The sequence below is a fragment of the Natrinema versiforme JCM 10478 genome, assembly GCF_000337195.1.
Lineage (GTDB): Archaea > Halobacteriota > Halobacteria > Halobacteriales > Natrialbaceae > Natrinema > Natrinema versiforme.
Genome location: NZ_AOID01000005.1, coordinates 212,275 through 233,650, shown reverse-complemented (window position 1 = coordinate 233,650; position 21,376 = coordinate 212,275). Strand labels below are relative to the sequence as shown.

Here is a 21,376-nt window from a genome sequence, read left to right as displayed (position 1 = left end):
CGAAGCGTACATCCTCGTCGATTCCTCCGAGCAGATCGACCACGCCCAGAGCGAGATCTACTTCGAGGAAGCCGCGCTCGCGGAGGTGGACCTCGAGTAATGGCGATCAAGAACAAACTCAAAGCGGCCTCCTGGGTTCCCGGCAGCGTCACCCTCCGCGAGTTCGACACCCAGGCGGGCACGTCCGGCGAGGCGAGCGTCGTCGCCGAGATCAAACTCGGTCGGCCGCTCCAACTTCGCGACGATCACGACAGTGAGCTGCGTCTCGTCCTCCCGGCGCACGAGCACTTCACGACCAACGGGTCCGCCGACGAGCAGGAGACGTTCGAACTCGGGCACAATCTGATCGAGAGCCCATCGACGCAGGACTTCCTGCTGTGGGAGGATGGTTCGGTCGTCCAGCCCGACAGCATCGACTACGACGCTAACTCCTTCGACTACACGTCGGCAGGGACGGAGACCGATCTCGACGTCTTCTACGTCCCGCGGGATCCGGCGTCGGTCGAGATTCGCAAGACCGCACCGGGAGCGGGCGGGAAGGTCAACCAGACGCTCAAGGAGGCACAGACAGCGATCCTGCACACCCGCGATCAGGCCCAGCAGGAGATCCAGTTCGGCTTCGATCGCACCCCGCTGCAGCCGTACCTCCCGCGGAAGTTCAAGCTACAGGTCGTCGTCGACGCGCCGTACAAAGTCGCGTTCGAGGCTCCCGAGCGAGCCAACGGGACGCCTCGAGCGCGCAACGCCCTGCTGTCGCTGCCGCGGTTCCAGACCGAGGCCCGGATCGAGGATCTGGGCGCAGCGGTCAAGCAGGACATGATCGGAGTCCGGGGGTGATTCCCCGTGCAGGGCGGCTTATCCGACGGTACCGAGCCCGGAGAGTTAGCGGTGACGACAGCCTCGTCGTCAGCGTCGACGACCTCGAGCCCGGCGAACCAGAGCCAATCCCAGCAGCCGCCGGAGAGTCCGACGGCGCGACTCGTCTACGGGACCCAGTGGACGCAGGACGACATCATGATCGGCCTGCTGGCGCTGCAGGCGGTGCTGCTGGTGTTCGTCACGATCCGATCATGAACGCACACNCAGTGGACGCAGGACGACATCATGATCGGCCTGCTGGCGCTGCAGGCGGTGCTGCTGGTGTTCGTCACGATCCGATCATGAACGCACACACGCAGGGGCTCACGAGCCCCATCGACGGTATCGACATGGAGGTGAGCTAGATGCCGGGACCCGCGGCAGCACTGGCCGCCGGCGAAGCGGCCGACAAAGCGGGCGACGCGGCCGGCACGGCGGCCGACGCTGCGGAACCGGCAGCGGAGGCAGTGAGCAACATCTCCGACAACATCGGTGATGCAGCCCAAGACAGCAAGGGGTTCAACGTCGCGATGGTCATCGGCGCGATCGCGCTCGCGTTCATCGTCTGGCGCGTCGTTCAGATGACGCGCGGCCCCGGTCAGACAGCCGACGGCATCGGCGACGCGGTCGGGAACATCGTCGGCGGAACGACTAACGCGGCCGGTGGAGCCGGCGAAGCCGCTGGCGGGATCGGTGGCGCGATCGGCGACGTGTGGGGCGGCTCGACCGACGCGGCCGGTGGGATCGGCGGCGCGATCGGTGACGTGTGGGGCGGTGCGACCGACCTCGCCGACGGAACGAGCGACTTCGGTGGCGATGTCCTCGGCGACACCTGGGACGGAGTGACCGATGCCACGGGCAGCGTCGGCGACGCTGTGGGCGACACCTTCGGCGGCGTTTCCGACGCCGGCGGGAACCTCTTCGGCGGTCTGATGGGTGCCGGTGACGACGCGGCCGACGCCGGCGGCGACGCCGTCGACGGGGCGACCGACGCCGGCGGCGCGACCGATGCCGGTGGCAACGTGATCGACGGAGCGACCGACGCCGGTGGGAACCTCGTCGACGGCGCTGGCGACCTCGCCGGGGGGCTGATCTAGCATGGATCCCGTCGCCTTGCTCAACAGCTTCGGCTTCCCGACCGTCGCGTTCCTGCTCATGTACCGGCTCTACCGGGAAGAGCGCGACGAACGGCGCGAGGAGCGGGGCAACTGGCTCGAGGCGATCGAGGAACACACGGCCGCCGTTCGCGATCTCCGCAGCGACGTGCGAACGGTCGCGACCGACGGCGGCGAGCAGGAGGGGGATACCTCGTGATGGGCTCGTCGACGATCGGGCCCGACAGTCCGATCGAGCGCGTCCTCGAGGACTACGGCGTCGGTGCCTCCTCCTGGAGCGAGGACCTTGTCGAGAGCGACACCGAGCGGCTCCTACTCGCGCTGCTGCTCGAGCAGCGCGGGGAGAACGCCCTCGAGGCGCTCGATACAGAGTCAGAGGACAGCCAGGAAGCGGGATACTTCGTAACCGAGGAACCGCTGCCAATCACGACGGCCGAAGAGAACCGTCTGAAATGGGGGTTTCCGGCGAAGTCTGTCACCGTCTGGGGGTTCGACGCGCCAATTTACGTCGCCTTTCGCTCCGAGGGCGACTATCGAAAAATCCCACTCGACCCCGAAGATGCCCCGTTCTCGGTATCGCCTCAGGGCGGACTCGGAGCCTCGATGGCGCGACTCCGACTGCCCTCGAGCGAAACGGAGAATACGCAGGTGAAAATCCTCGCGATGGAGTAAAACAATGGCATTTGAAGACCAAGTTTCAGCAACGTGGCAAGAGGCGTTCGACGCACTGATCGACAACCTAACCAGCCTGAACGGATGGGCGATTAACGCCGACTACCGGGATACAGTCGACGAAGGCGGGTATTACGGACACGTCGAACTACAGACTCCGAACTACGCCGATCACGACGAGCGTATGGCGTTCCTGTCGAGCTACTACGACAGCGGGGCCAGCAGCGGGAGCAACTGGGCCGAGAACGGTAGCGACGGCTTCCAATGGGGATACGGCAAAGGCGAGTTCATCCAGAGTACCACCGACAACAACGAGTACACCGCGAACGAGTCGAACTGGTGGCTCGACGCGTCGGTCGGCGGGCAGCACAACGACAAGAACCCCGGACTCTCGAGCGCGCAGGACGCCGGTCAGTACTGGATGTACTACACCGAAAGCGGTTTCGTCTGGTACTGGGAGCGTACGGAAGACTCGGGCGGGAACTCGGCGGTCTGGTGCGCGTATCAGGACGTGAACCCGTACTTCGACTACATGGCCGACGAAGCGGATCAGACGCTCATGGCCGGGTGTGTCGGCGGCGATCCGTTGAGCTACTACCAGACGGCCCCCGACTTCAGCCTCGAGACGTACAGCCCGCAGGATCAAGACGGATACATGGGTACCGGGTGGGGCATGGTCAATCAGGCCAGCGAGAACGACGACTTCGTTACGATGCCGTTCGTTCTCTACGGCGCTACCTACGAACACCTGGACAACAACACGCAAATGCCGATCGGGGAAGTTGACCACTGGCTACGCGACAAATCCGGCACCGGCCTAAGCCACGGCGACGTAATTCAGGATTCGGGCGGTACGAACCGCTGGATGATCCTACGCGAAGGAACGGGCAACCCCATCTGTATCAAAATGTCGTAGGTACTGATCCATGAGTACCTACTCGCTCGGTGTGGCAGTGCGGCTCGAGCGGTCGTCTACCTCCGCATATCCCAACAAAGAGGAAGACGTCGGGCGAGAGCGATCGGGACTCGACGCGTTCGGTCGATCGACTCCGAACCTACTCGAGAACCGGACACTCGACGACGGGCGCGTACATCAGGCGCTCGACGAGTTCAGTCGACCGGCCCCGAACCTGCTCGAGAAACGGACACTCGACGACGGGCGCGAGAAGACGGGAACCTTCGCGCTCGAGCGCTCGAGCCCGATCGTCGACGGAACCGGCGTTCCGGTCGGGGGCTTCCGGCTGACGAACATCGTTCTATTCGACGGAGAGGGCGAACCGCTAACTCGAGCGGAGTCGATAACTGCTCGCGGGTCGTTCCCCACTTCCGCGCCGGTCACGATCGACGAGCAGGGACGAGCTACGGCGCAGTTGTGGCTCGTTTCCGGAGAGACGTACGACTCGTTCCATGTCGTTTCCGAACCCGGAGACGACGGAATCTCGTACGTGTGGCACGGGTTAGAAGAAAACGCCGCGATCGACGGCTCGGAGTCCGTCGTTCCCCTCGCTTTCGACGTGAAAGAACCGGAGGGGAAGGTAAGCGGCGGGTTGAGTGTCGGTCTTGGGGTACAACTCGGGTGATTCGGGCGTGGTGACGCTACCGCTCCCGTCGCTCGAGATGTTGGCCGCCGTCGTCGTCGCGTTCCTCGCCGGCGCGTGCTGCCCGACGTACTACGCTACCGAACGCCTGCGCGGGTTCGGCCGGGCGACGTTCGCGAAGATCCCATACCAGCCCCCGCCGGGGATGGACCGCGAGGAAGCGATGTAGGCTGCCCTCGAGAACGCGAAGGAACACGACGCGGAGAAGCCGACCGAATCTTGACCGGTGTCCAGCCAGTCAGGTCCTCAAGGACGAGTTTTCGGTCATCTAGAAACAGAACGGTAAGAAGAGATCGGGTTATGCGACTGCTTTTTCTCCCGCGTCGACGATGTCTTCACCGTCGGTGTAGCGCATCGGCGGCACGATCACCCAGACGTGTTGGTTTCCCGCCCACACCGAGACGTAGCCCTCGCTCTCGAGGGGCTTGATGATCTCATCGAGGACGGCACTNGCACTCTTCGGTGTGGTGTTGTCGTAGAGCTTGTTCTTCGCGGTCTCGAGTTTCACGCGGCGCTTGCTCTTGTGGCGAGCAGACGCTCGCTCGTGGAGCATCCGGTACGCCTCGGCGAGCCGTTCGTCGTCTGGAAGGACCGGTTGAGGTTCATCCAGATCCCCTTTCGCCTCGACCTCCTTCTGGACCAGCTCGCGAAGCTTCTCGCTCCGATTCTTGTCCTCCCGCTCGGTGATCTCATCGAGCGTCTCGAGCAGTTCGTCGGGACAGCCAAACGAAACGCGGCTCGAAGGATCGTGATCCATCCGTCCCATCAGCGAGTCACCCCGATTTGCATATCCCGTGAATACGCAGACGGCGTCGGGCTTCGCAGTTCGTATGCAAGGGGGGTGGGGATGCCTACGGAGGCGGCTATCGCGCGGGTGTGCGTGCGCGTCATGCGCGATCCTCCACTACTTCCCGCTCGTAGTCGCGTGACCGCTCGATCGCGGTGTCGTGTGGCTCACCCTCGAGCGCCTCGTTGGTCGCGTGGCGCATCTCGTGTTCGTCGTCGAGACTGCCGTCGGTCGACTTCACGTCTATCAGCTCGAGGAAGGCAGCCTTCCGGAGCGTGCAGAGATGGGCGCACGGGCCGTCGTGGTACTCCCAACCCTTGCAGTCGCATCGACCGAGGTACTCGCCGTCCTCAAGGCCNGTAGTGGACGCTCTCGCCGTCTCTGAGCGTGACCTTGTAGCCGAACCGACCGAACGACTCGATCAACGCCTCGCGTGGATCCGCTCGAGTCCATGACTCGGTGTCTGCGTCGCGTTCCTCGAGGAAGTCGATGTCCTCGCCGTCGGTCGGCTCTGGGAAGGCGCTCATCGGCCTCGAGCCACCTCCTGCAGATCATGTGGGCCGTTCTCACAAACGCGACGGGGGAGGCCGCCAGTCGAGGTTTCAGTGATCATCCGACCACCGCAGTGCGGGCAGTATCGGGTCACGCTCCGACACCTCCGCTGTACTGCGATTGATTACGACCGCGGATTACAGTTGCCCGCCCGGCGAGTCCACTTCTCTATCACTCAGTTCCCGAGGACCCACAGTGCTAGGTTTGTAGCTGTAAAGCCATCCCTACTCCTCGAGCAGAGCGGATCCGCGCTAAATGAGACAAGAGCAGTTCAGAGACGGCCACAAACCCCTCCTCGAGCCATCCTCAGAAGAGGCCTCTGAAGAGATACAGTGCGACCCCGGAGAGGACGATGAAACTGAGGAAACCGACGAAGATGAGTCCTGCTTGGCGTCCGGTGAGCGATTCCCCGTCGAGGAATTCGTCTGAAGGCATGATTGCTGTCTTCGCAACTCGGTCGCTTAAACATGATGGTCCGGCTAGGCGGACAGTCACGGCGGAAAACGGGCCGATCGATCGGTTGGAAACGCACTACTCGAGGCGGTTCTCGACACATCGATCGGCCGCGAATCGATGGCGCGTCGATGCTCGAGTGACCGACGAGAAATAGACGGTTACCCGTCGTCGGTCCCCACCTCCGGATCGTCGTCGGAATCATCGACGAGTTCGAAATCGGTCGAGCCACACGAGCAGCTTTTCTGGCCGATAACTCTGATTTCGCCATCGGGCCACTGTCGGGCTGCATAGATCGATCCGCACGCGGTGCACGCTGCAAGCACCCGTGTTACGTCATCTTTGTGTGCCATCCCCAGTGAAGAGATAGCAAAACTCCGGAATGAACGTTTCCACTTGGATGAAGTTCATTACGGAAATCGACCACGACGCCGATCGAGACAGTGGAGGTATCAGTCTCGGTGAACGATGTACCCGCGCGCCTCGAGTTCCTCGATCACCGCATCCGGGGCGGTCGACTCCGGGCCGCTCGTGTCGTCGTAGGCGAGTTCGTTCTCGCCGTCGACCGCGAACGAGTAGTCGGTGCCCTCGTAGTCGACGACGACTTGGGCGTCCTCGATCGTGAGTTCCATCGGAATCGGCTCAGGCTACGCCGACGCCGGGCAAAAAGGTGGGCCGAGAGATGGCCGGGTGGCGTTCGCCGGTGGGAGCCGCCCGCGTGCAACGCGGGAACCGCTGCTAACCGCTTCTGGGTACCGACCCTGGCCAAGCCCGTCGCTCTCGAGTCGGAATCACTCGGGTAAAACCGTCGTCGCCGTTCGCAGGGACGGGTCGGATATCGGGGTGTTATTCGTTGAGATGGCCGCGGTAGCCCTTGGGTTCGAAGCCGCGCCGGCAGATCACGCGCTTGCGGCCGACGGTGATCGCGCTGACTTGGTCGTCGTCTTCCATGCGGTCGATGACGTCCGCGAGGCGATCCTGGGACCAGCCGGTTTCCTCGCGGACGGTCGATTGGTCGACGCGGCCGCCGCGTTTGACGAGCAGTCTGAGAACCTTGTCCTCGTCGGGCAGCTCGCGTTCGTCGACGCCGTATTCGATGTCTTCGGCGTAGCTCAACGTTTCGTCGTCGGTTTCGTCGATCGGTTCCTCGGCCGCCGTCGACGGGGACTCGTCCGATGGGGACTCGTCGGTCGAATCGGTCCAGAGAGACGAGAGGCGAGTCCAGAGTGTATTGAATACCATCTATTGGTCACGCTCCGTTGGGACTATCACAGCTTGAACGCCCACCTACCTTGATTTTATGTTTTCTATATGACATTGTTGCGATCCGTCGGTTACGTTGTGACTATCGTGACGGTGCCGTCGGCGAATAGCGACTGCCTTGCGACCCGCAAGTCAGTTATCACTTTCAGCGACCGACAGGCTCGCCGATACCCCGGCTCGAGCGATCCGGATACGTACCACGCGCTCAATACTGCCGTAGTCTCCGATTTCTGCGGCTCGGGTCCCGGTGCGATCGACGATCCGTGTCCGTGAGCGCATCGAGCGGGCACCGTCTCAGTCGCTCCGATAGGCGTCGGCGAGTTCGTCGAGCGCCTCGTGGTGGTTCGTCGTGTGCGGGGCGGTCAGCGGCGAGACGCTGATGCGGCCCTCGACGATGGCGCGGCGGTCGGTCCCCTCGGGGTCGGGCAGCGACTCGGGGTCCATATCGTCCCAGACGCGGTCGTGAAGGGTGACGTGACCACCGTTGCGCTCGGCGTCCATCTCGTAGCGCTTCGAGGGGCGCGTGATCTCGATCGGTGCGGGCTCGCCGTCGGGCAGCGGGACGTTGACGTTGAGGTACGCGGCGTGATCGAAGACCCCCGCCTCGAGCGCGTTTTCGGCGAGATAGGAGGTCACACGGGTCGCTTCAGCGTACTCGTCGGCGGTCACCTCGGTCTCTTCGAAAGGCGTGTCGTCGACGGGAACGTACAGCGACGTCGCGATCGCGGGGACGTCGAAGAAGGCGGCCTCGACGGCCGCACTGATCGTTCCCGAGCGCCCGAGGACGTACTCCCCGAGGTTCGCGCCCTTGTTACAGCCCGCGACGACCAGGTCGGGATAGGGGCCGAGTTCGGCGAGGCCGGCGACGACGCAGTCCGCGGGCGTGCCGTGGACCGCATACCCCAGCTCGCGCTCGTCGACTTCGACTTCGTGGGAAAGCGACCGGCCGCAGGCGCTTCGGTCGTCGGCCGGGGCGACGACGGTCACGTTGGCGTGCTCGGAGAGGGCGTCGTGGAGCGCCCGGATACCGGTGCTGTCGATCCCGTCGTCGTTGGTCAACAGGATCTCGAGGTCGTCGCTCATGTCACGGCGGTCGGGCGGCGGCGCGAAAAGCCCACCGCTTCCGCGACGGGTACCGTCGGCTGCCGGTCTCAGGCGAGTCGGTCGACGATCGTCTCCTCATCGACGACCAAATTGTAGGCCTCCTCGTCGTCGTTCCAGAGTGCGAGGATTCCCTCGAACGAACAGATGTCGCCATAGTCGGCCTCGAGCAGCGGGCGGTTGAGCGCGGTTTCGGTCGTGACGACCGCGTAGTGGTCGATCGCTTCGCTGCCGTCGCTGATCTTGAACAGCGGGTTCGAGCGCCCGCCGCCGCGCCAGTCGTTCCCGCCGTCGGAGAGCGAGCGGCTGAGCTTCGCCGCGACGAGGTCGATCCGCTCGGTGACGTGGCGTTCCATCTCGGCCATCTTCGCCCACTGGCTCGTCTCGAGGGCCATGTCGATCCGGCGGCGGCCGTCGAGGCGGAGCTGTGAGTACGAAAACTGCACGTCGACGTTGACGAACTCGCCGGGGGCGTGCTCTTCGTCGTCGGCCGGCGCGGCCTCGTCGAGTCGGCGCTGAACGTCCGGGACGGCCAACTCCGGCTGAACGTCGAACGACCAGCCGCGATCCGAGGGCCGTTCGCCGGGCCAGAGACGGACGGCGGGGCCGTAGACGGTCACTTCGCCGCGGCGGTATTTCTCTGCGTCGCCGGCGCTCTCATCGTCGAATTCCACTGTCGTCCGGTCCCAGAACCGTTCGTCCTCGAGTTCGCGTTCGACTGCGCGCAACTGCACGCTCGTGTTCTTGTCGGCGGGTGCCATCGCGAGGAAAGTTCCGTCGGGCGCGAGCGTCTCGAGATATGACCGCGCGACGGCGGTCGGGTCGTCGAGTTCGCTCAGCACGTTGCAGGCGAAGATCAGATCGAAGCCGTCGTCGGGCGCAGTGGGATCGAACTCGTCGCCGGAGCCGTCATCGCCGCTATCACCGTCACCGCCACCGCCGTTGACGGCTTCGCTCGGATCGAACGCCTCCGCGGTCTCCCGGTGGATCGTCGCGTGGACGTTCCGGCCCGTCTCCGCGAGCAGGTCCTCGAGGACGTCCGCGGCCGCGCTCGGCTCGACGGCGTGGTACTCGAGCAAGGCGTCGTCGGGGAGGTAGTCACAGAGGCCGAGCGCGGGGCCGCCGACGCCGGCCCCGATATCGAGGACCCGAAGGTTGCGACCGAGCAGCCCTCGGTCCGCGAGGTCGTCTAACGCATATTGGATCGCCGCGTAGTAGCCCGGCAGGTGATAGATCGCGTAGCCGGCCGCGACGTCCTCGTCGTACTCGACCGACCGGCCGTCGAGGTAGTCGGCCTTGAATCGGCGGATCGTCGACCGGAGCAGGTCCCCAGAGACGCCCTCCTCCCAGTCGGGGCCGTAGCGCTCGACGAGCAGGTCCTCGAGTCGACGTTCGTATTCGGCGGGGAACCGCTCGACCGGCCCGCGCCGCGGGGAGACCGGCTCGTCGTCGACGGGGACGAACGTGCCATCGTCTCGCTCGATCAACCCCAGCAGCGCGGCGTCCTCGCGGAGGTGCTGTCGGACGACCGCCGGATGTGGGGTCCCCTCGACGTATTCGCAGATCTCCTCGGGATCGATCGGTCGGACGTTGCGCAGGTACTTCGCGTTCGATCGGATCGCTTCTCGTTGGTCGCTCACGTTGGTTCACCCCCAGTATCGTGCCGCTCGTCGCCGCCCGCCGTCTCGCCGTGCCAGTTCGCCGCCGCCTCCCGGTACAGCGCCTCGAGGTCGTCGGCGTCGGCGGCCGCGATCTCGCTCGCGGCGTCGGCGACCGCGTCCGCGCCGTCGAAGGTCGCCTGAATGTCGGCGTAGACCCGCGGCGTGCCCGCGGTCACCTGTTCGGCGAGCCGTTCCAACCCCTCGTAGATCGGCGTCTCGAAGCCGTCCGGGACCGACTCCGCCGCCAGCGCGAAGGACAGGACCGCGGCGTGGGTCGCCGCCTGGACCGTCTCCATCGCCTCGTCGTGTTCCGTCGCCGTCGTCTCGAGTAACTCGTTGCCCCGGTCGGCGAGCACGGCGAGCAGATCGTCGGTCACCGGTCCCGACCGGTCCCGGACGACGGCGATCGAGCCGGGTGCCCGCTCCGGCGCGAAAAGCGGGTGCAGGCTCACTCGCTCGCGGTCCGGCGCGGCCCGCTCCATGGCCGCGATCGCGGGCTCCATCACGCCCGAGACGTCGACGATCGCCCGCTCGGCCCGGTCGGCCTGCGCGGCGATCGCGTCGCGTACGTGCGTCATCGGCACGGCGAGGCAGACGACGTCGTAGGTCCGCTCGCCCTCGAGGTCGGCGACCTCGCCCCCGACCCGCTCGGCTGCGGCGGCCGCCGCGTCGCGGTCGACATCGGCGAACGCGACTCGGGCGTCGATCGCGTCCCCGAACCACGTCCCCATCGACCCCGCGCCGACGATCAATACGTCCATCGCCCGCTCTTACCCGCCGGCGTCGCAAAAGCCGTTCGATCCGCCGCCTCGCGAGACCGTCACTGCGGTCGAACGGTCACGGGGCGGCTCGCGTTCGGATCCCGACTGGCGACTCAGTGCTCGTGATCGCTGCCGTCGCTGTGGCCGTGGTCGTGATCGTGACCGGCCTCGGTGCTACTCTGCCCATCCGGCCCCGCCTCGAGCACCGCGCGAACCTGCTCGTTGTACCGCTCGAGTCCCTCGACGGCGGCGTCGGGGCGGTCGTCTGCTGGCGTTTCCAACCCGGGTTGGCCCTCGGGGTCCGGCCAGCCGACGACGACGGTGCCGACCATGCCGTCCCGCTCGTGGGGCGCACGGACGTAGTCATAGATCCCCTCGATGTCGAACGTCCGCTCGAACGTCGCGCCCTCGTCGCTCAGATGGTCGCTGGCCCACGGCTCGGCCTCGTCGGGGATGCGCTGCTGGCCGTTGTACACGTCCGGGTGGTACGCGGTGGTGTCGTGGGCCCCGCGTTTCAACACCCACTCAACGGTGCCGCCGGGTTCGACGTGAACGACGTGGGGAATGAAGTGCTTGCCCTCGTCGTTCGTGATCATCTCGACCGTGATTTCGGACACCGGCTGGCCGATTTCGTGATCGGTGTCGTGGTCGTGGTTGTGAGAGCCGTGCTCGTGGTCGCCGCCTCTCTCGTTGCCCGCGCCGGTAGTCTCGCCCTCGGGGTCGTCTTCGTCTTGGGCGGCGGTGTCGTCTCTCCCGCCGAGACAGCCCGCGAGACCGATTGCGAGACCGCTACCGCCGGACGCCAGTAGTCGCCGTCGCGTCGGATTCGGAAGATCCATTTTCTCGAAACGATCACGGACCCGAAGAAAAGCGTTCGTGACTATCACAGTTCCTGAACCGTTCGGCAGTCATCGTCGGCACAACCGGCAATCGAACCGCCCCGTGCTCGGATTCTTGAGGGACCGCGCCCGAGGGATACCCATGACCCGAATCGGGATCGTCGGCGCAGGTGCGGCCGCCGCGGCCGCGGCGTCTACCCTCGAGGAAACGCCCGCCGAAACGGAGATCACGGTACTCGAGAAGTCCCGCGGCCTCTGTGGCCGGGCCGCGACACGGCGACGCGACGACGTCGTCTACGACTACGGCGCGAACTACGTCAAATCCGACGACGAGCGGGTGGTCGAACTGTTGACCGAAACGCTGGACAGCGAGGGATTGGTCGACGTGACGGACCCAGTCTGGACGTTCGATAGCGACGGCACGGTGTCCGAGGGCGACGACCGCGACGGCCACAAGTGGACCTACCGGCAGGGGCTGACACAGATCGCGAAGCGACTGTTCGCTCGTACCGATGCGACGATTCACCGAGAGACGCGGATCAAGACGATCGTCCGGAGCGACGGCGCTGTGGACGGGAGCGGAGACGCGGGCAGGCGCGGAGACGCAGGTAGGCACGGAGACGCAGACGGCGTCTGGCACCTCGAGGACGCCGACGGCACCCGCTGGGGTCCCTTCGACGTTCTCCTCCTAAACCCACCGGCACCCCAGACAGCCGACCTGCTGCGGTCGGCCGAGTGGGACGCCGACGCGTGCGACGACCTCGCCGACGCCGTCGACGAAGTTCCCTTCCGGACGATCTGGACCGCGATCTTCCACTATCCCTTCGAACTCGAGCGGCCCTACTACGCGCTGGTCAACACGGACAAGGCCCACGAGGTCGGCTGGATCGGCCGCGAGGAGTGCAAGCCCGGTCACGTCCCCGACGGCGAGTCGCTGCTGGTCGTACAGGCCAACCACGAGTGGTCGGTCGATCGCTACGACGAGCCGGCGGCCGAGAACCGCGAGCGACTCGCCGATCTGACCGCCGACCTCATGGGAGACGAGCGCCTGCGGGAGCCCGGCTGGGCCGACCAGCAGGGCTGGCGATACGCCTTACCCGAGGACGGCGTCGCCGCCGATCCGCTGCGCCGCGCCGAGCGCGAGGGACTGTACTGTCTCGGCGACTGGGTCGCGGGTGAAAGTCGGCTCCACGCGGCGCTCCGGAACGGACTCGAGATCGGCGAGCGGATCGGGCAGGAGAGCGGTGTCGACGGCTGAGACTGAGGCTGCGTTACAGCGCCGCGGTAACCTCGTCCAACACGACCGTGTCGACGAAGACGACGACGTGATCGCCCCCATGGACGACCGTCTCGCCGCGTGGCGTGATCAGGTCGCCGTCGCGGCTGATCGCGCCGATGACGACGCCCTCGGGCAGGTCGGCGATCGCGTCCTGAATCCGCGACTCGAACAGTGCGCTGTCGGCGTCGATCTCGATCTCGAGGACCTCCGCGCGGTCGGACTCGAGCATGGCGACGTTTTCCGCGCGGCGCTTGCGCGTGAATCGGGTGATTTCCTCGGAGGTGACGAGCCGGGGGTTGACGCCGATGTCGATCCCGACCGTCTCGAAGAGGTCGACGTACTCGCCGGACTCGACGATCCCGATGGTGCGCTCGACGCCGAGTCGCTTCGCCAACAGGGAGACGAGCAGGTTCTTCTCGTCGCTCTCGAGGACGGACACCACGATATCGGACTCGTCGACGTGTTCCCGGACGAGGAAGTCGATATCCGTCGCGTCGCTCTCCAAGACCAGCGTCCCCGGCAGTTGCTCGGCCAGTTCCCGCGCCCGGTCCGGATCGCGTTCGACCAGTCGCGGCTCGAGCCCCTCCGCCTCGAAGAGCCGCGCCGTCTGGTAGCCGATGTCGGTCCCGCCGACGATGACGATCTCGCGGGCGTCCTCGAGGGTCGGTTCGGGCGTCAGCGAACTCGCGAAGGCGCGGACGCTCGCTTTGGATCCGATGACGACGACGGCGTCGCCCGCTGTAATAACCGTGTCACCGCGCGGAATGATGACGTCGTCATCGCGCAACAGGGCCGCGAACGTCAGCGACTCGAACCGGTCGGCCTCGGAGACGGTCTCGCCGGCGATGAGGCTGTCGGGTTCGACCTCGAACTCGGCCATCTGGACGAGCCCGCCGGCGAAGGTCTCGACGTCGTGAGCGCCGGGCAGGCCGGCGATCCTGACGATCGTCTCGGCGGTCTGTAAGTTCGTACTGACCATGAAATCGACGCCGAACGCGCCCGTGGACTGCTCCCAGGTCCGGAGGAGGTTCGTCTTCTTCACACGGGCGATCGTGAACGGATCGCCGACCGCCTTGGCCGCGCCGCAGATGACGATGTTCGTCTCGTCGATATCGGTACTCGCGATCACCAGATCCGCGTTCTCGATACCGGCCTCCCGCAGCGTCCCGATCGCGGTGCCGTCGCCCTGGATCGCCAACACGTCGTGAGAGTAGGTGATCGAATCGATGCGATCGGGATCCGTATCGATGACGACGACGTGATGATCGTCGTCGAGGCTCGCGGCGATGTTCGACCCCACCTCGCCCGCACCGACGACGAGGACCCGCATCAGACACTCACCCGCGGGCAGCGAGGAGATGGGTCGGGACAGCGTCCGCTCATGTCAGCAGTGTCGGTCTTCGAGCAGTAAGTGGGTTTGCCCTGCCAGCGAACCGGTCACAGTGGGTCTCCGCTCGGCTGTGGAAGCGGCGCGGGCGCTACGGCATCTCATGCACTGTCAGCTCCACGTCCCGCGGTTGCCCCTCGATGTCCGCGACGAGCCGTTCGACGACGGTCTGGGCCTCGCCGAGCAGTTTCGGCTCGACTTTCCGGACGACCCAGTCAAGCGAGACGAATCGCGGCAGCGAGATGGCGTTTTCGTCGGCCGAGTAGGGGTCATAGCGCGCCTCGAAGTAGATCCGGCTCGCCGTCTCCGCGTCCGCCGGGGCGGATTCCGGCTCCGACTCGACCCGCCACTCGCCGCGGGCATCGAGGTCGTTGACCAGTTCCCACGTGAGCGACTCGGGGGGCGAGATAGCGGTCACCTTCGAGTTGGCGGTGTAGCTCAGCTTCCACCACGCCAACTCGAGGTCGTAGACGGAGCCGACATCGCCGTCGCCGGTGACGCGGACGGACTTCAGGTGGTCCGTGTACCGCGGGTAGTCGGTAAAGGAGCGCACGTACGGGAAGACCTCCTCGGGCGACCGATAGGCGAGCGTGCTGAGGAGAATTCTGTCCACACCGGTCGTACAACGGGTCCGAAAGTAAGGATTGCCATACTGTCAACGGCGAGTCCCGGCTTGAGCAGACGGCGGGGCCGGAGCGCTACACGATATCGACGATCGGCCGGTCGGCACGCAGCTCCGCGAGGACGACCCGCGGAACGTCCGCCCGCTCGTGGATTTCGTCGGCGACCCGCCGCGCGGTCGCCGCGAGCGCCTCGTCGTCGACCATGTTGAGGAGCGGAATTACCGTCGCGCTCTCCGGAACGTCCTTGCGGCCGCCCCGGTCGCTGGCGAGGACGGTCGCCACGTCGGCCGGCCGGATCTCGTCGCCGGGCTCGAGCCCGGTCAGTTCCGCGACCCGCTCGACCCGGTGGACGCGCTCCTCGGTCAGGGGCTCTCCGACGACGTGTGCGCTCCCGATCGGCACGACCGTGTCCGCACTCGAGGGCAGCTGTGGCTCCCGATCGTTCGGGGCTTTGAACCGACGCATCCGCGCGCCGTCGGCTTTGACGAGGACCGGAACGTCGAGCCCAGCGAGGGCGTCGACCGTCGCGCGGTCGTGGCCCAGATAGCGGTCCTCGCGTTCCCGTTCCGGAACGACGCCGAGCGGCCAGTCGGCTGTTTCCGCGACGGCCGTAATCGGATCGTCCGTGACCGCGACCCGCTCGACCCAGTCGTCGAAGATGGGGATGCGGACCGTGGCGGTGACGACCGCGCGCTCGAGGGCCGCCGCGAGCGTCGCCATCGCCGTCTTCTTGCCGCCGGCCCCGACGACACAGGTCGTTCCGCGCCGCGCCTCGAGGGCCTCGACAACGTCCATACCCGAACACACCGTGCGATCCGTGATAACGGTTTCACTCCGTAGCGTGGCGGGGGCGGCGGTCGTGTTCAGAGCGCTCGTCTCCGAGTGACCAAGTGAGACGGCGTACAAAAGAGATCGTGAGATTCGGACCGGGGCACTCTGATCGCGCTACTGACTCACCGTAACTCCATGTTCTCGGCGCGTTCGGCAGCGAGGTCCGCGATCTCCTCGACGGACATATCGGAGCGGTCCGCGAGCACGCGCGTCAACATCCCGAGTTGAATCGCCGCGGCCTCGCGGAGTTCGGCCGCTTCCTCGGTGTCGTTGCCGAAGTAGTACTCGTGGCGGCCATCCTCGTGGACGAGCCCGGTGTACACCGAACGGAGGTCCTCGTCCGTGATCGCCGCGGCGGCTTCCGTCTTGACTTCCTCGAACTGCGGATTCGCCATACTCGAACGCCGTTCCGGAGAGACTAAATCGGTGTGGTCGCGCCTCCATCGTCACCCTGATCGCCGACCAGATCCCGAATAGCGTCGGGACCCCGACTCCGTTCCGGTCGGCCGAACGGGACCCACCGGGATCCCCGAGCACGTCGGCCCGGGAGACGCGATTCTCTCCGTCAACGAGACCGCACTCAACCGCCACCTCGAGACGCTCGGATCGGAGACCGACAAGCGGTGTTGCAGACGCCGGACGTCGGTGCCAGTAGCGGTCCGCACGTCGCCAGCGACGACTGAGTCCTGCCTCCGGCAGGCTCCGTTTCGGGGCCGCGACGGACGACAACCTTCTATACAGGCGACGCGCAACCGAGAGGTATGCGAGACGTCTGTATCGTCGGCGGCGGCGTCGCCGGCCTCGCCGCGTCGATTTTCACCGCTCGCGCGGGACTGGACACCCTCGTCATCGACGGGGGCGAATCCATCCTCGCGCGCAACGCTAGCCTCGAGAACTACCCCGGCTTCCCGAACGGGGTCGACGCCCGTCGGTACCTGCAACTGACCCGCGAGCAGGCCCGAAACGCGGGCGTCGAGTTCGAACTCGGCCGCGTAACGCGGGCCGAACCGATCGAAGCGACCGATCTCGAGGAGGGCTTCGCCCTCGAGACCGAGGGCGGGGACCCCCTCGAGGCCCGGCGGCTCATCGCGGCCTCGTGGTCTTCCAGCGACTACCTCGTCCCGCTGGACGTGGGGCGGACCAAACGGGGAAGCAAACGCTTCGTCAACGTCGATACCGGCGGGCGGACGGCCGTCGAGGGCGTCTACGCCGCGGGTCGGCTCGCGGACGAGCCCCACCAGACGATCATCGCCGCCGGCCACGGCGCGAAGGTCGGCCTCGCGGTCGTCCACGACTCGGACGCGAACTTCTATCACGACTGGGTCGTCCCAGAGGGCTACTTCACCGGCCGCGGCCGCGAGGTGCCCCCGGGCTGTGAAGAGATCGACGACGAGGAACGGCGAAAGCGCGACGAGCAGGCGAGAGAGTCGATGCTCGAGGCGTTCGCGGAGCCCCTCGACGAGGAGCCGACGATGCACCCGAGCGTCGAACAAAACTGAGACGCGTCCCGTTGCATCGTTCCGGGACCGGAAATACCCTGTTTCGTTCCGACTCGGTCCGCTGTCCCGTTCCATCTGTGCAACGGTTCGACGCCCGCTTGGAGCCCCCGTTCACCGGACGATGCTATTATATGCATTCGGCATGATAACGCACAGCATGAATGGTGTTCTGAACGAGACGACGAACAAGATCCACAAGCACGAATCGGGCCAGTCCGACTTCCAGACGGCCTGCGGCGCGACCGCTCACATCGCTCACGAACACCTTCGAGTCGTTCCCGTCGAGCAAGCGGTCAGCGACGGTGAGGCGAACCGGTGTGGTCGCTGTTTCACCGACGGCGGCGGCTACTGACGACCGGTCGAGACGGACTCACAGCACCCGCAGTTCCGTTGTCCAGAACGACCGAACGGCGTCCTCGAGCGCCGGCTTCGGGTCGCCAGTCGCGTCGACGGCGGCCGTCGCGGCCGGCTCGAGGGACGATTCCTCGACGAGCGCGTCGACGATACCGCGCTGGCCGACGAGAGAGAGCGGCATGTCGGCGGCCTCGCCGCCGGGTTCGTACGCGGCGAGGGCGTCTCGACAGCGCTCGAGGTGGTCGTCGATCTGGCCGTCGCGGATCCGTTCGAACCGGGCCTGAGAGAACCCGCCTTTCGAGTGGCTTCCCTTGACGTCGCTCTCGAACCCGCGGTAGTCGACGCGGTCCGCCCCCTCGTAGACCCCGAGGGCGAACAGGTCGGTCCGGACGAGCGCGACCGCGTGGCGACCGGTCGGCAGGAACCACTCGCGCTCGAGGGCGAACCGGTCGCGCCACGTCGCGTCCTGATCGGGAACCACCGGCGGCGCGAGTGTCACGGCGAGGAGTCCCGCGTCATCGACACAGCACAGACACGGCGCGGCGTCGTCGACGAGTGCAACGCGATCGCCGAGGACGGACTCGAGTTCCCCGCGGGTTGACTCGGAGAGTCCGTCGCGGTCCACGCCGACGGTCAGCGCCCCCTCGGGACCCGTCCGAAAGGTCGTCAACCGGTCGAGTACCGACTCGAGACGGGCACCCCGCAGTTGCTCGCGGTGGCGGACCGCCATTCCGGTTTCGGCCTCCTCGACGCGCTCGAGTTCGCCCTCGAGTTGGGCGATCCGGTCCTCGAGTCGGTTGAGCCGCTCCTCGGCGTCCTGTCTGGCGGTCGCGGCATCGGCCCGGCGCTCGGATTCGGCCTCGTACCGCTTCCGTAACCGCTCGTTTTCGTCCTCGAGTTCGGCGATTCGGTCCTTGAGCGATGCGCGGCCGAGCAACTCGTCGAACATCCGGGCGAAAACGGGAAGCGAGCGTACTTCTAGGTTCCGGCGTTTCGCAGGTCCTCGTCCGGCCGGTTGCCGGCAGTTTGCCGCCCACCGGTGAACGCGAGCAGCTGCCGGGCGCGCTCCCGCCGAGCGAGGAACACCTCCCTGAGCGACGGCGGATTCCTGATCTCGGCTCCTTCGACCATCGATTCCGGCAAGGCGAGCGTATTCGTCGGGATGTCTGCCGCCCCGTGAACCGGGAAGTGCTGGGACTCGAGTTTCATCACGAGCGGGGTATCGAGGCGCTCGAGCCCGTCGCCGGTGGCGTACACCGCCTCGTTGATCCGCTCGTGTTGCTCGCTGTGCATGAGTGCGTGATCCCCGTCGGTGGGGGTCACGTAGAGACGTCCGAGATAATAGCTTCGCGAGAACACCTCGAACATGGTAACAAATACCAGGGTGCGGAGCGACATAACTGTTTGCAGATACGTTTAAGTCGTCGCGCTATCAGACCGATCTCCGACGGCGGTTTCGGGGCCAGTTGGGAGTCATCGCCAGCTTCAGGCACGGCTTACCGGAGTCGGCTGTCCGTGTTCGCGGCCGACCCGTTGCGTTCGGAACGGTTCGTAGCGTGTGATTGCGGCGGTCTCGGCCGACACAAACGATTCGAACGGTGCAAACGAGCGCGGGTCGACTCGAGGCAGAGCCCAACTGTGACTGGGTCGGATCGCGACCACTGCGGCCCGCTTGAACGCTCGGAACTGATCTCGAGCGTCGATCGAATTGAGTAAACGGTACGAACGAAGGTCCGTCTTTTTAGTATATTCGGGACAACGACAGAAGCGATGACACCCACTCGGTCGGTCACGCTCCTCGTGACCGCACTGGTCGTCGGGCTCACGGTCGCGCCGCTTGCAAGCGGTGCCGTCGCGAGTTCGTTGACCGCGGCCCAAACGAGCCAATCCGACCAAACCGAGACGGCATCCACGAACGCATCCGTCGGGACGTTGATGCAGGCGAACGCGGCCGAGACGAAGAACACGGTCGATTCCGAACTGTTCGACGCGAAGTACGACACCGCGGACAACGAGAGCCGCGACGATGTCGTTCGGGACCGGACGGGCGAACTCGAGGCCCAGTTGACCGACCTCGAAGCCGAACGCGCCGAACTCCGGGCGCAACGCGACTCGCTTGATCAGGGCGCGTACCGCTCCCGAATGGCGACGCTGACGGTCGATATTGCCAGCCTCGAGCGGTCGATCGAACGAACCGAGCGCCGCGCCGCCGAGGCCGGCGTCGACGAGACCGAGCTCTCGGACCTTCGGGAGAACGCCTCGCGGATCCGGCAGAACGCGTCGAAAGACGCCGGTCCAGGGACCACGGCGGTCGCCCGCGGACTGTCCACCGGCAACGGTAACGGACCGCCCGGTGCCGGCGGCCCGCCGGACGACCGCGGCCCGCCCGCCGAGAAGGGGAATCAAGGACCCGATGACGCTCCCGGGAACAGCGGGAACGCGGGGAACGGTGACGCGCCGGGAAATAGCGGTGATGCAGGGAACGGTGATGCACCCGGTAATAGCGGCGATGCAGGGAACGGTAACGCACCCGGGAATAGCGAGAACACAGGCAGCGGTGATGCGCCGGGAAATAGCGAAAGCGGGGAGAACGGTGACTCCCCCGGGAACAGCGAGAGCGCAGGGAACGGCGACGCACCGGGAACTAGTGGAAACGACGGAAACAGCGACGACGCCGGAACCGGCGGAGACGAAGGGAAGAGCGATACGTCCGGAAACAACGGTAATGGATCCGGAAACAGCGACAACGGAAGCAACAGTAATGCCTCCGGAAACAGCGACAACGGAAGCAACAGTAATGCCTCCGGAAACAACGGCAACGGAAGCAGTAGTAACGGCTCCGGAAACGGGGGCAACGCTGGATCAGGGCAGAACGCAGGAAACGGCCAATCGTCGGGGAACGGAAACGGCAACTAACTGACGGAATCCGAGCCCGGTGAGTTATTCTCTCAAATATCGACGCAACTACGGTCAGCACCCAGCACGGTCGACGATCGAGGCCGTCGCCGGGTCGCGATCGTCGCCGCGAGTCCGGCGAGCAGACACCCTTTTCAGCGGCGATCACTAACCCTCTCTCGATGGACTCCGCCGCGTTGTTGGATTTACTCGGGAACGAAAACCGGAGACGGATCCTTCGGTTGCTCGCCCGCAAACCCTGTTATGTCACCGAAATTTCGGAATACCTCGGCGTGAGTCCCAAGGCGGTTATCGAGCACCTCCGGAAACTCGAGGAGGCGGGCTTGATCGAGAGCCGCGTCGACGACCAGCGGCGAAAGTACTTCCATATCGCCCGCAACGTCCGCCTCGAGGTGAACGTCTCGCCGTACGGCTTCGCGAGCAAGAGCGCCTATCCGGCAAACAGCAGTTTCGATATCACGACCTGTCGCCACCTCACGCTCGACGTCTCGTGGGACGACGACGGTGATCTCGACGAGCAACTCGGTGCCCTCGAAGAACTCGAGCGCCTCGAGAACGAACTCTCCTTAGCCCAGCGGTGGGTGCAAGGCCAACTCTGTGACGTGCTCGATTCCATTTCCGAAGACATCGGCACTGGCCCGGAAAGCCGGATCTACGCCGACCTGCTCGCGAGCGTGCGTTCGGAGCCAAAATCAGTTGGCGAACTCAGCGACGACATCGACGCGCCCCGCGAGGTCGTCGCCGAGTTACTCGAGGTGATGGCCGACAACGGCGTGGTCCGGCGAACCGAGCGCGGCTGGGAACTGACGACGAACGGATAACGAAGG

The 21,376-nt window shown here is 65.7% G+C and carries 27 protein-coding genes and 1 pseudogene; 13 read left to right on the top strand and 15 right to left on the bottom strand.

Annotated features, from left to right (window positions below):
- The first annotated feature begins 99 nt into the window (after positions 1-99).
- The 8 genes from C489_RS02035 (at position 100) to C489_RS22020 (ending at position 4,412) form a co-directional block, all read left to right on the top strand.
- Positions 100-837 (top strand): hypothetical protein, encoded by a 738-nt coding sequence (locus tag C489_RS02035; protein WP_006429445.1) that lies wholly within the window; start codon positions 100-102, stop codon positions 835-837.
- A 6-nt stretch (positions 838-843) separates the two neighbouring features.
- On the top strand, positions 844-1,074 hold the full coding sequence (locus tag C489_RS02030; RefSeq protein ID WP_006429443.1) for a hypothetical protein: 231 nt from the start codon (positions 844-846) through the stop codon (positions 1,072-1,074).
- 149 nt (positions 1,075-1,223) lie between these two features.
- Positions 1,224-1,955 (top strand): hypothetical protein, encoded by a 732-nt coding sequence (locus C489_RS02025; RefSeq protein WP_006429442.1) that lies wholly within the window; start codon positions 1,224-1,226, stop codon positions 1,953-1,955.
- A gap of 1 nt (position 1,956) precedes the next feature.
- A complete protein-coding gene (locus C489_RS02020; protein ID WP_006429441.1) occupies positions 1,957-2,172 on the top strand; it encodes a hypothetical protein in 216 nt (71 codons plus the stop codon).
- Positions 2,169-2,645 (top strand): hypothetical protein, encoded by a 477-nt coding sequence (locus C489_RS02015; protein WP_049890499.1) that lies wholly within the window; start codon positions 2,169-2,171, stop codon positions 2,643-2,645. Before C489_RS02020 ends, C489_RS02015 begins: the two co-directional genes overlap by 4 nt.
- 4 nt (positions 2,646-2,649) lie before the next feature.
- Positions 2,650-3,561: a hypothetical protein gene (locus C489_RS02010; protein ID WP_006429439.1), complete on the top strand. Its 912-nt coding sequence runs from the start codon at positions 2,650-2,652 to the stop codon at positions 3,559-3,561.
- A gap of 10 nt (positions 3,562-3,571) precedes the next feature.
- On the top strand, positions 3,572-4,225 hold the full coding sequence (locus C489_RS02005) for a hypothetical protein (protein ID WP_006429438.1): 654 nt from the start codon (positions 3,572-3,574) through the stop codon (positions 4,223-4,225).
- A gap of 10 nt (positions 4,226-4,235) precedes the next feature.
- A complete protein-coding gene (locus C489_RS22020; protein ID WP_169331180.1) occupies positions 4,236-4,412 on the top strand; it encodes a hypothetical protein in 177 nt (58 codons plus the stop codon).
- 129 nt (positions 4,413-4,541) lie between these two features.
- Here C489_RS22020 and C489_RS01995 read toward each other — a convergent pair whose 3' ends face one another.
- The 9 genes and pseudogenes from C489_RS01995 to C489_RS01960 form a co-directional block, all read right to left on the bottom strand.
- A complete protein-coding gene (locus C489_RS01995) occupies positions 4,542-5,000 on the bottom strand; it encodes a ribbon-helix-helix domain-containing protein (protein WP_006429436.1) in 459 nt (152 codons plus the stop codon).
- A gap of 130 nt (positions 5,001-5,130) precedes the next feature.
- Positions 5,131-5,557, bottom strand: a pseudogene (locus C489_RS22935) (SWIM zinc finger family protein).
- A 331-nt stretch (positions 5,558-5,888) separates the two neighbouring features.
- A complete protein-coding gene (locus C489_RS22835) occupies positions 5,889-6,017 on the bottom strand; it encodes a hypothetical protein (protein ID WP_267877913.1) in 129 nt (42 codons plus the stop codon).
- 470 nt (positions 6,018-6,487) lie between these two features.
- Positions 6,488-6,667, bottom strand: coding sequence for a hypothetical protein (locus tag C489_RS01985; RefSeq protein WP_049890497.1), 180 nt, complete (start codon positions 6,665-6,667; stop codon positions 6,488-6,490).
- Between the two features lie 214 nt (positions 6,668-6,881).
- Positions 6,882-7,277 carry a helix-turn-helix transcriptional regulator gene (locus C489_RS01980; RefSeq protein ID WP_006429434.1) on the bottom strand — a complete coding sequence of 132 codons (396 nt, stop codon included), beginning with the start codon at positions 7,275-7,277 and terminating at the stop codon, positions 6,882-6,884.
- Between the two features lie 315 nt (positions 7,278-7,592).
- Positions 7,593-8,381 (bottom strand): 5'/3'-nucleotidase SurE, encoded by a 789-nt coding sequence (surE, locus tag C489_RS01975; protein WP_006429433.1) that lies wholly within the window; start codon positions 8,379-8,381, stop codon positions 7,593-7,595.
- A gap of 68 nt (positions 8,382-8,449) precedes the next feature.
- Complete coding sequence (locus tag C489_RS01970; protein WP_006429432.1) at positions 8,450-10,039, bottom strand: small ribosomal subunit Rsm22 family protein; 1,590 nt, start codon at positions 10,037-10,039, stop codon at positions 8,450-8,452.
- Entirely contained in the window at positions 10,036-10,821 is a 786-nt protein-coding gene (locus C489_RS01965) for a prephenate dehydrogenase/arogenate dehydrogenase family protein (RefSeq protein WP_006429431.1), read from the bottom strand. Before C489_RS01965 ends, C489_RS01970 begins: the two co-directional genes overlap by 4 nt.
- A gap of 113 nt (positions 10,822-10,934) precedes the next feature.
- Positions 10,935-11,660 (bottom strand): plastocyanin/azurin family copper-binding protein, encoded by a 726-nt coding sequence (locus C489_RS01960; protein ID WP_006429430.1) that lies wholly within the window; start codon positions 11,658-11,660, stop codon positions 10,935-10,937.
- Positions 11,661-11,802: 142 nt separating this feature from the next.
- Here C489_RS01960 and C489_RS01955 point away from each other — a divergent pair, with 142 nt between their 5' ends.
- Positions 11,803-12,918, top strand: coding sequence for an NAD(P)/FAD-dependent oxidoreductase (locus tag C489_RS01955; RefSeq protein WP_006429429.1), 1,116 nt, complete (start codon positions 11,803-11,805; stop codon positions 12,916-12,918).
- A gap of 13 nt (positions 12,919-12,931) precedes the next feature.
- Here C489_RS01955 and trkA read toward each other — a convergent pair whose 3' ends face one another.
- The 4 genes from trkA to C489_RS01935 form a co-directional block, all read right to left on the bottom strand.
- Positions 12,932-14,269 (bottom strand): Trk system potassium transporter TrkA, encoded by a 1,338-nt coding sequence (gene trkA, locus C489_RS01950; RefSeq protein WP_006429428.1) that lies wholly within the window; start codon positions 14,267-14,269, stop codon positions 12,932-12,934.
- Between the two features lie 148 nt (positions 14,270-14,417).
- Entirely contained in the window at positions 14,418-14,939 is a 522-nt protein-coding gene (locus C489_RS01945; RefSeq protein ID WP_006429427.1) for an SRPBCC family protein, read from the bottom strand.
- Positions 14,940-15,024: 85 nt separating this feature from the next.
- The gene (gene yqeC, locus C489_RS01940; protein ID WP_006429426.1) at positions 15,025-15,744 is read right to left on the bottom strand and encodes a selenium cofactor biosynthesis protein YqeC; all 720 of its coding nucleotides are present in this window, start codon (positions 15,742-15,744) and stop codon (positions 15,025-15,027) included.
- Positions 15,745-15,902: 158 nt separating this feature from the next.
- The gene (locus C489_RS01935; RefSeq protein WP_006429425.1) at positions 15,903-16,175 is read right to left on the bottom strand and encodes a hypothetical protein; all 273 of its coding nucleotides are present in this window, start codon (positions 16,173-16,175) and stop codon (positions 15,903-15,905) included.
- Positions 16,176-16,541: 366 nt separating this feature from the next.
- Here C489_RS01935 and C489_RS01930 point away from each other — a divergent pair, with 366 nt between their 5' ends.
- Both C489_RS01930 and C489_RS01925 read left to right on the top strand, forming a co-directional pair.
- On the top strand, positions 16,542-17,279 hold the full coding sequence (locus C489_RS01930) for an NAD(P)/FAD-dependent oxidoreductase (RefSeq protein WP_006429424.1): 738 nt from the start codon (positions 16,542-16,544) through the stop codon (positions 17,277-17,279).
- A gap of 157 nt (positions 17,280-17,436) precedes the next feature.
- Positions 17,437-17,631, top strand: a complete 195-nt coding sequence (locus tag C489_RS01925) for a hypothetical protein (protein ID WP_006429423.1) — start codon at positions 17,437-17,439, stop codon at positions 17,629-17,631.
- Positions 17,632-17,649: 18 nt separating this feature from the next.
- On the opposite strand, the gene C489_RS01920 is transcribed toward C489_RS01925, so the two are convergent.
- Together C489_RS01920 and C489_RS01915 are read right to left on the bottom strand one after the other, a co-directional pair.
- On the bottom strand, positions 17,650-18,582 hold the full coding sequence (locus tag C489_RS01920; protein WP_006429422.1) for a Vms1/Ankzf1 family peptidyl-tRNA hydrolase: 933 nt from the start codon (positions 18,580-18,582) through the stop codon (positions 17,650-17,652).
- 29 nt (positions 18,583-18,611) lie between these two features.
- Positions 18,612-19,001 carry a DUF5802 family protein gene (locus C489_RS01915; protein ID WP_006429421.1) on the bottom strand — a complete coding sequence of 130 codons (390 nt, stop codon included), beginning with the start codon at positions 18,999-19,001 and terminating at the stop codon, positions 18,612-18,614.
- A 402-nt stretch (positions 19,002-19,403) separates the two neighbouring features.
- On the opposite strand from C489_RS01915, the gene C489_RS01910 reads away from it, so the two are divergent.
- Together C489_RS01910 and C489_RS01905 are read left to right on the top strand one after the other, a co-directional pair.
- Positions 19,404-20,549 (top strand): ICP22 family protein, encoded by a 1,146-nt coding sequence (locus tag C489_RS01910; protein ID WP_006429420.1) that lies wholly within the window; start codon positions 19,404-19,406, stop codon positions 20,547-20,549.
- Between the two features lie 161 nt (positions 20,550-20,710).
- Positions 20,711-21,370 (top strand): ArsR/SmtB family transcription factor, encoded by a 660-nt coding sequence (locus C489_RS01905; RefSeq protein ID WP_006429419.1) that lies wholly within the window; start codon positions 20,711-20,713, stop codon positions 21,368-21,370.
- Positions 21,371-21,376: the final 6 nt, after the last annotated feature.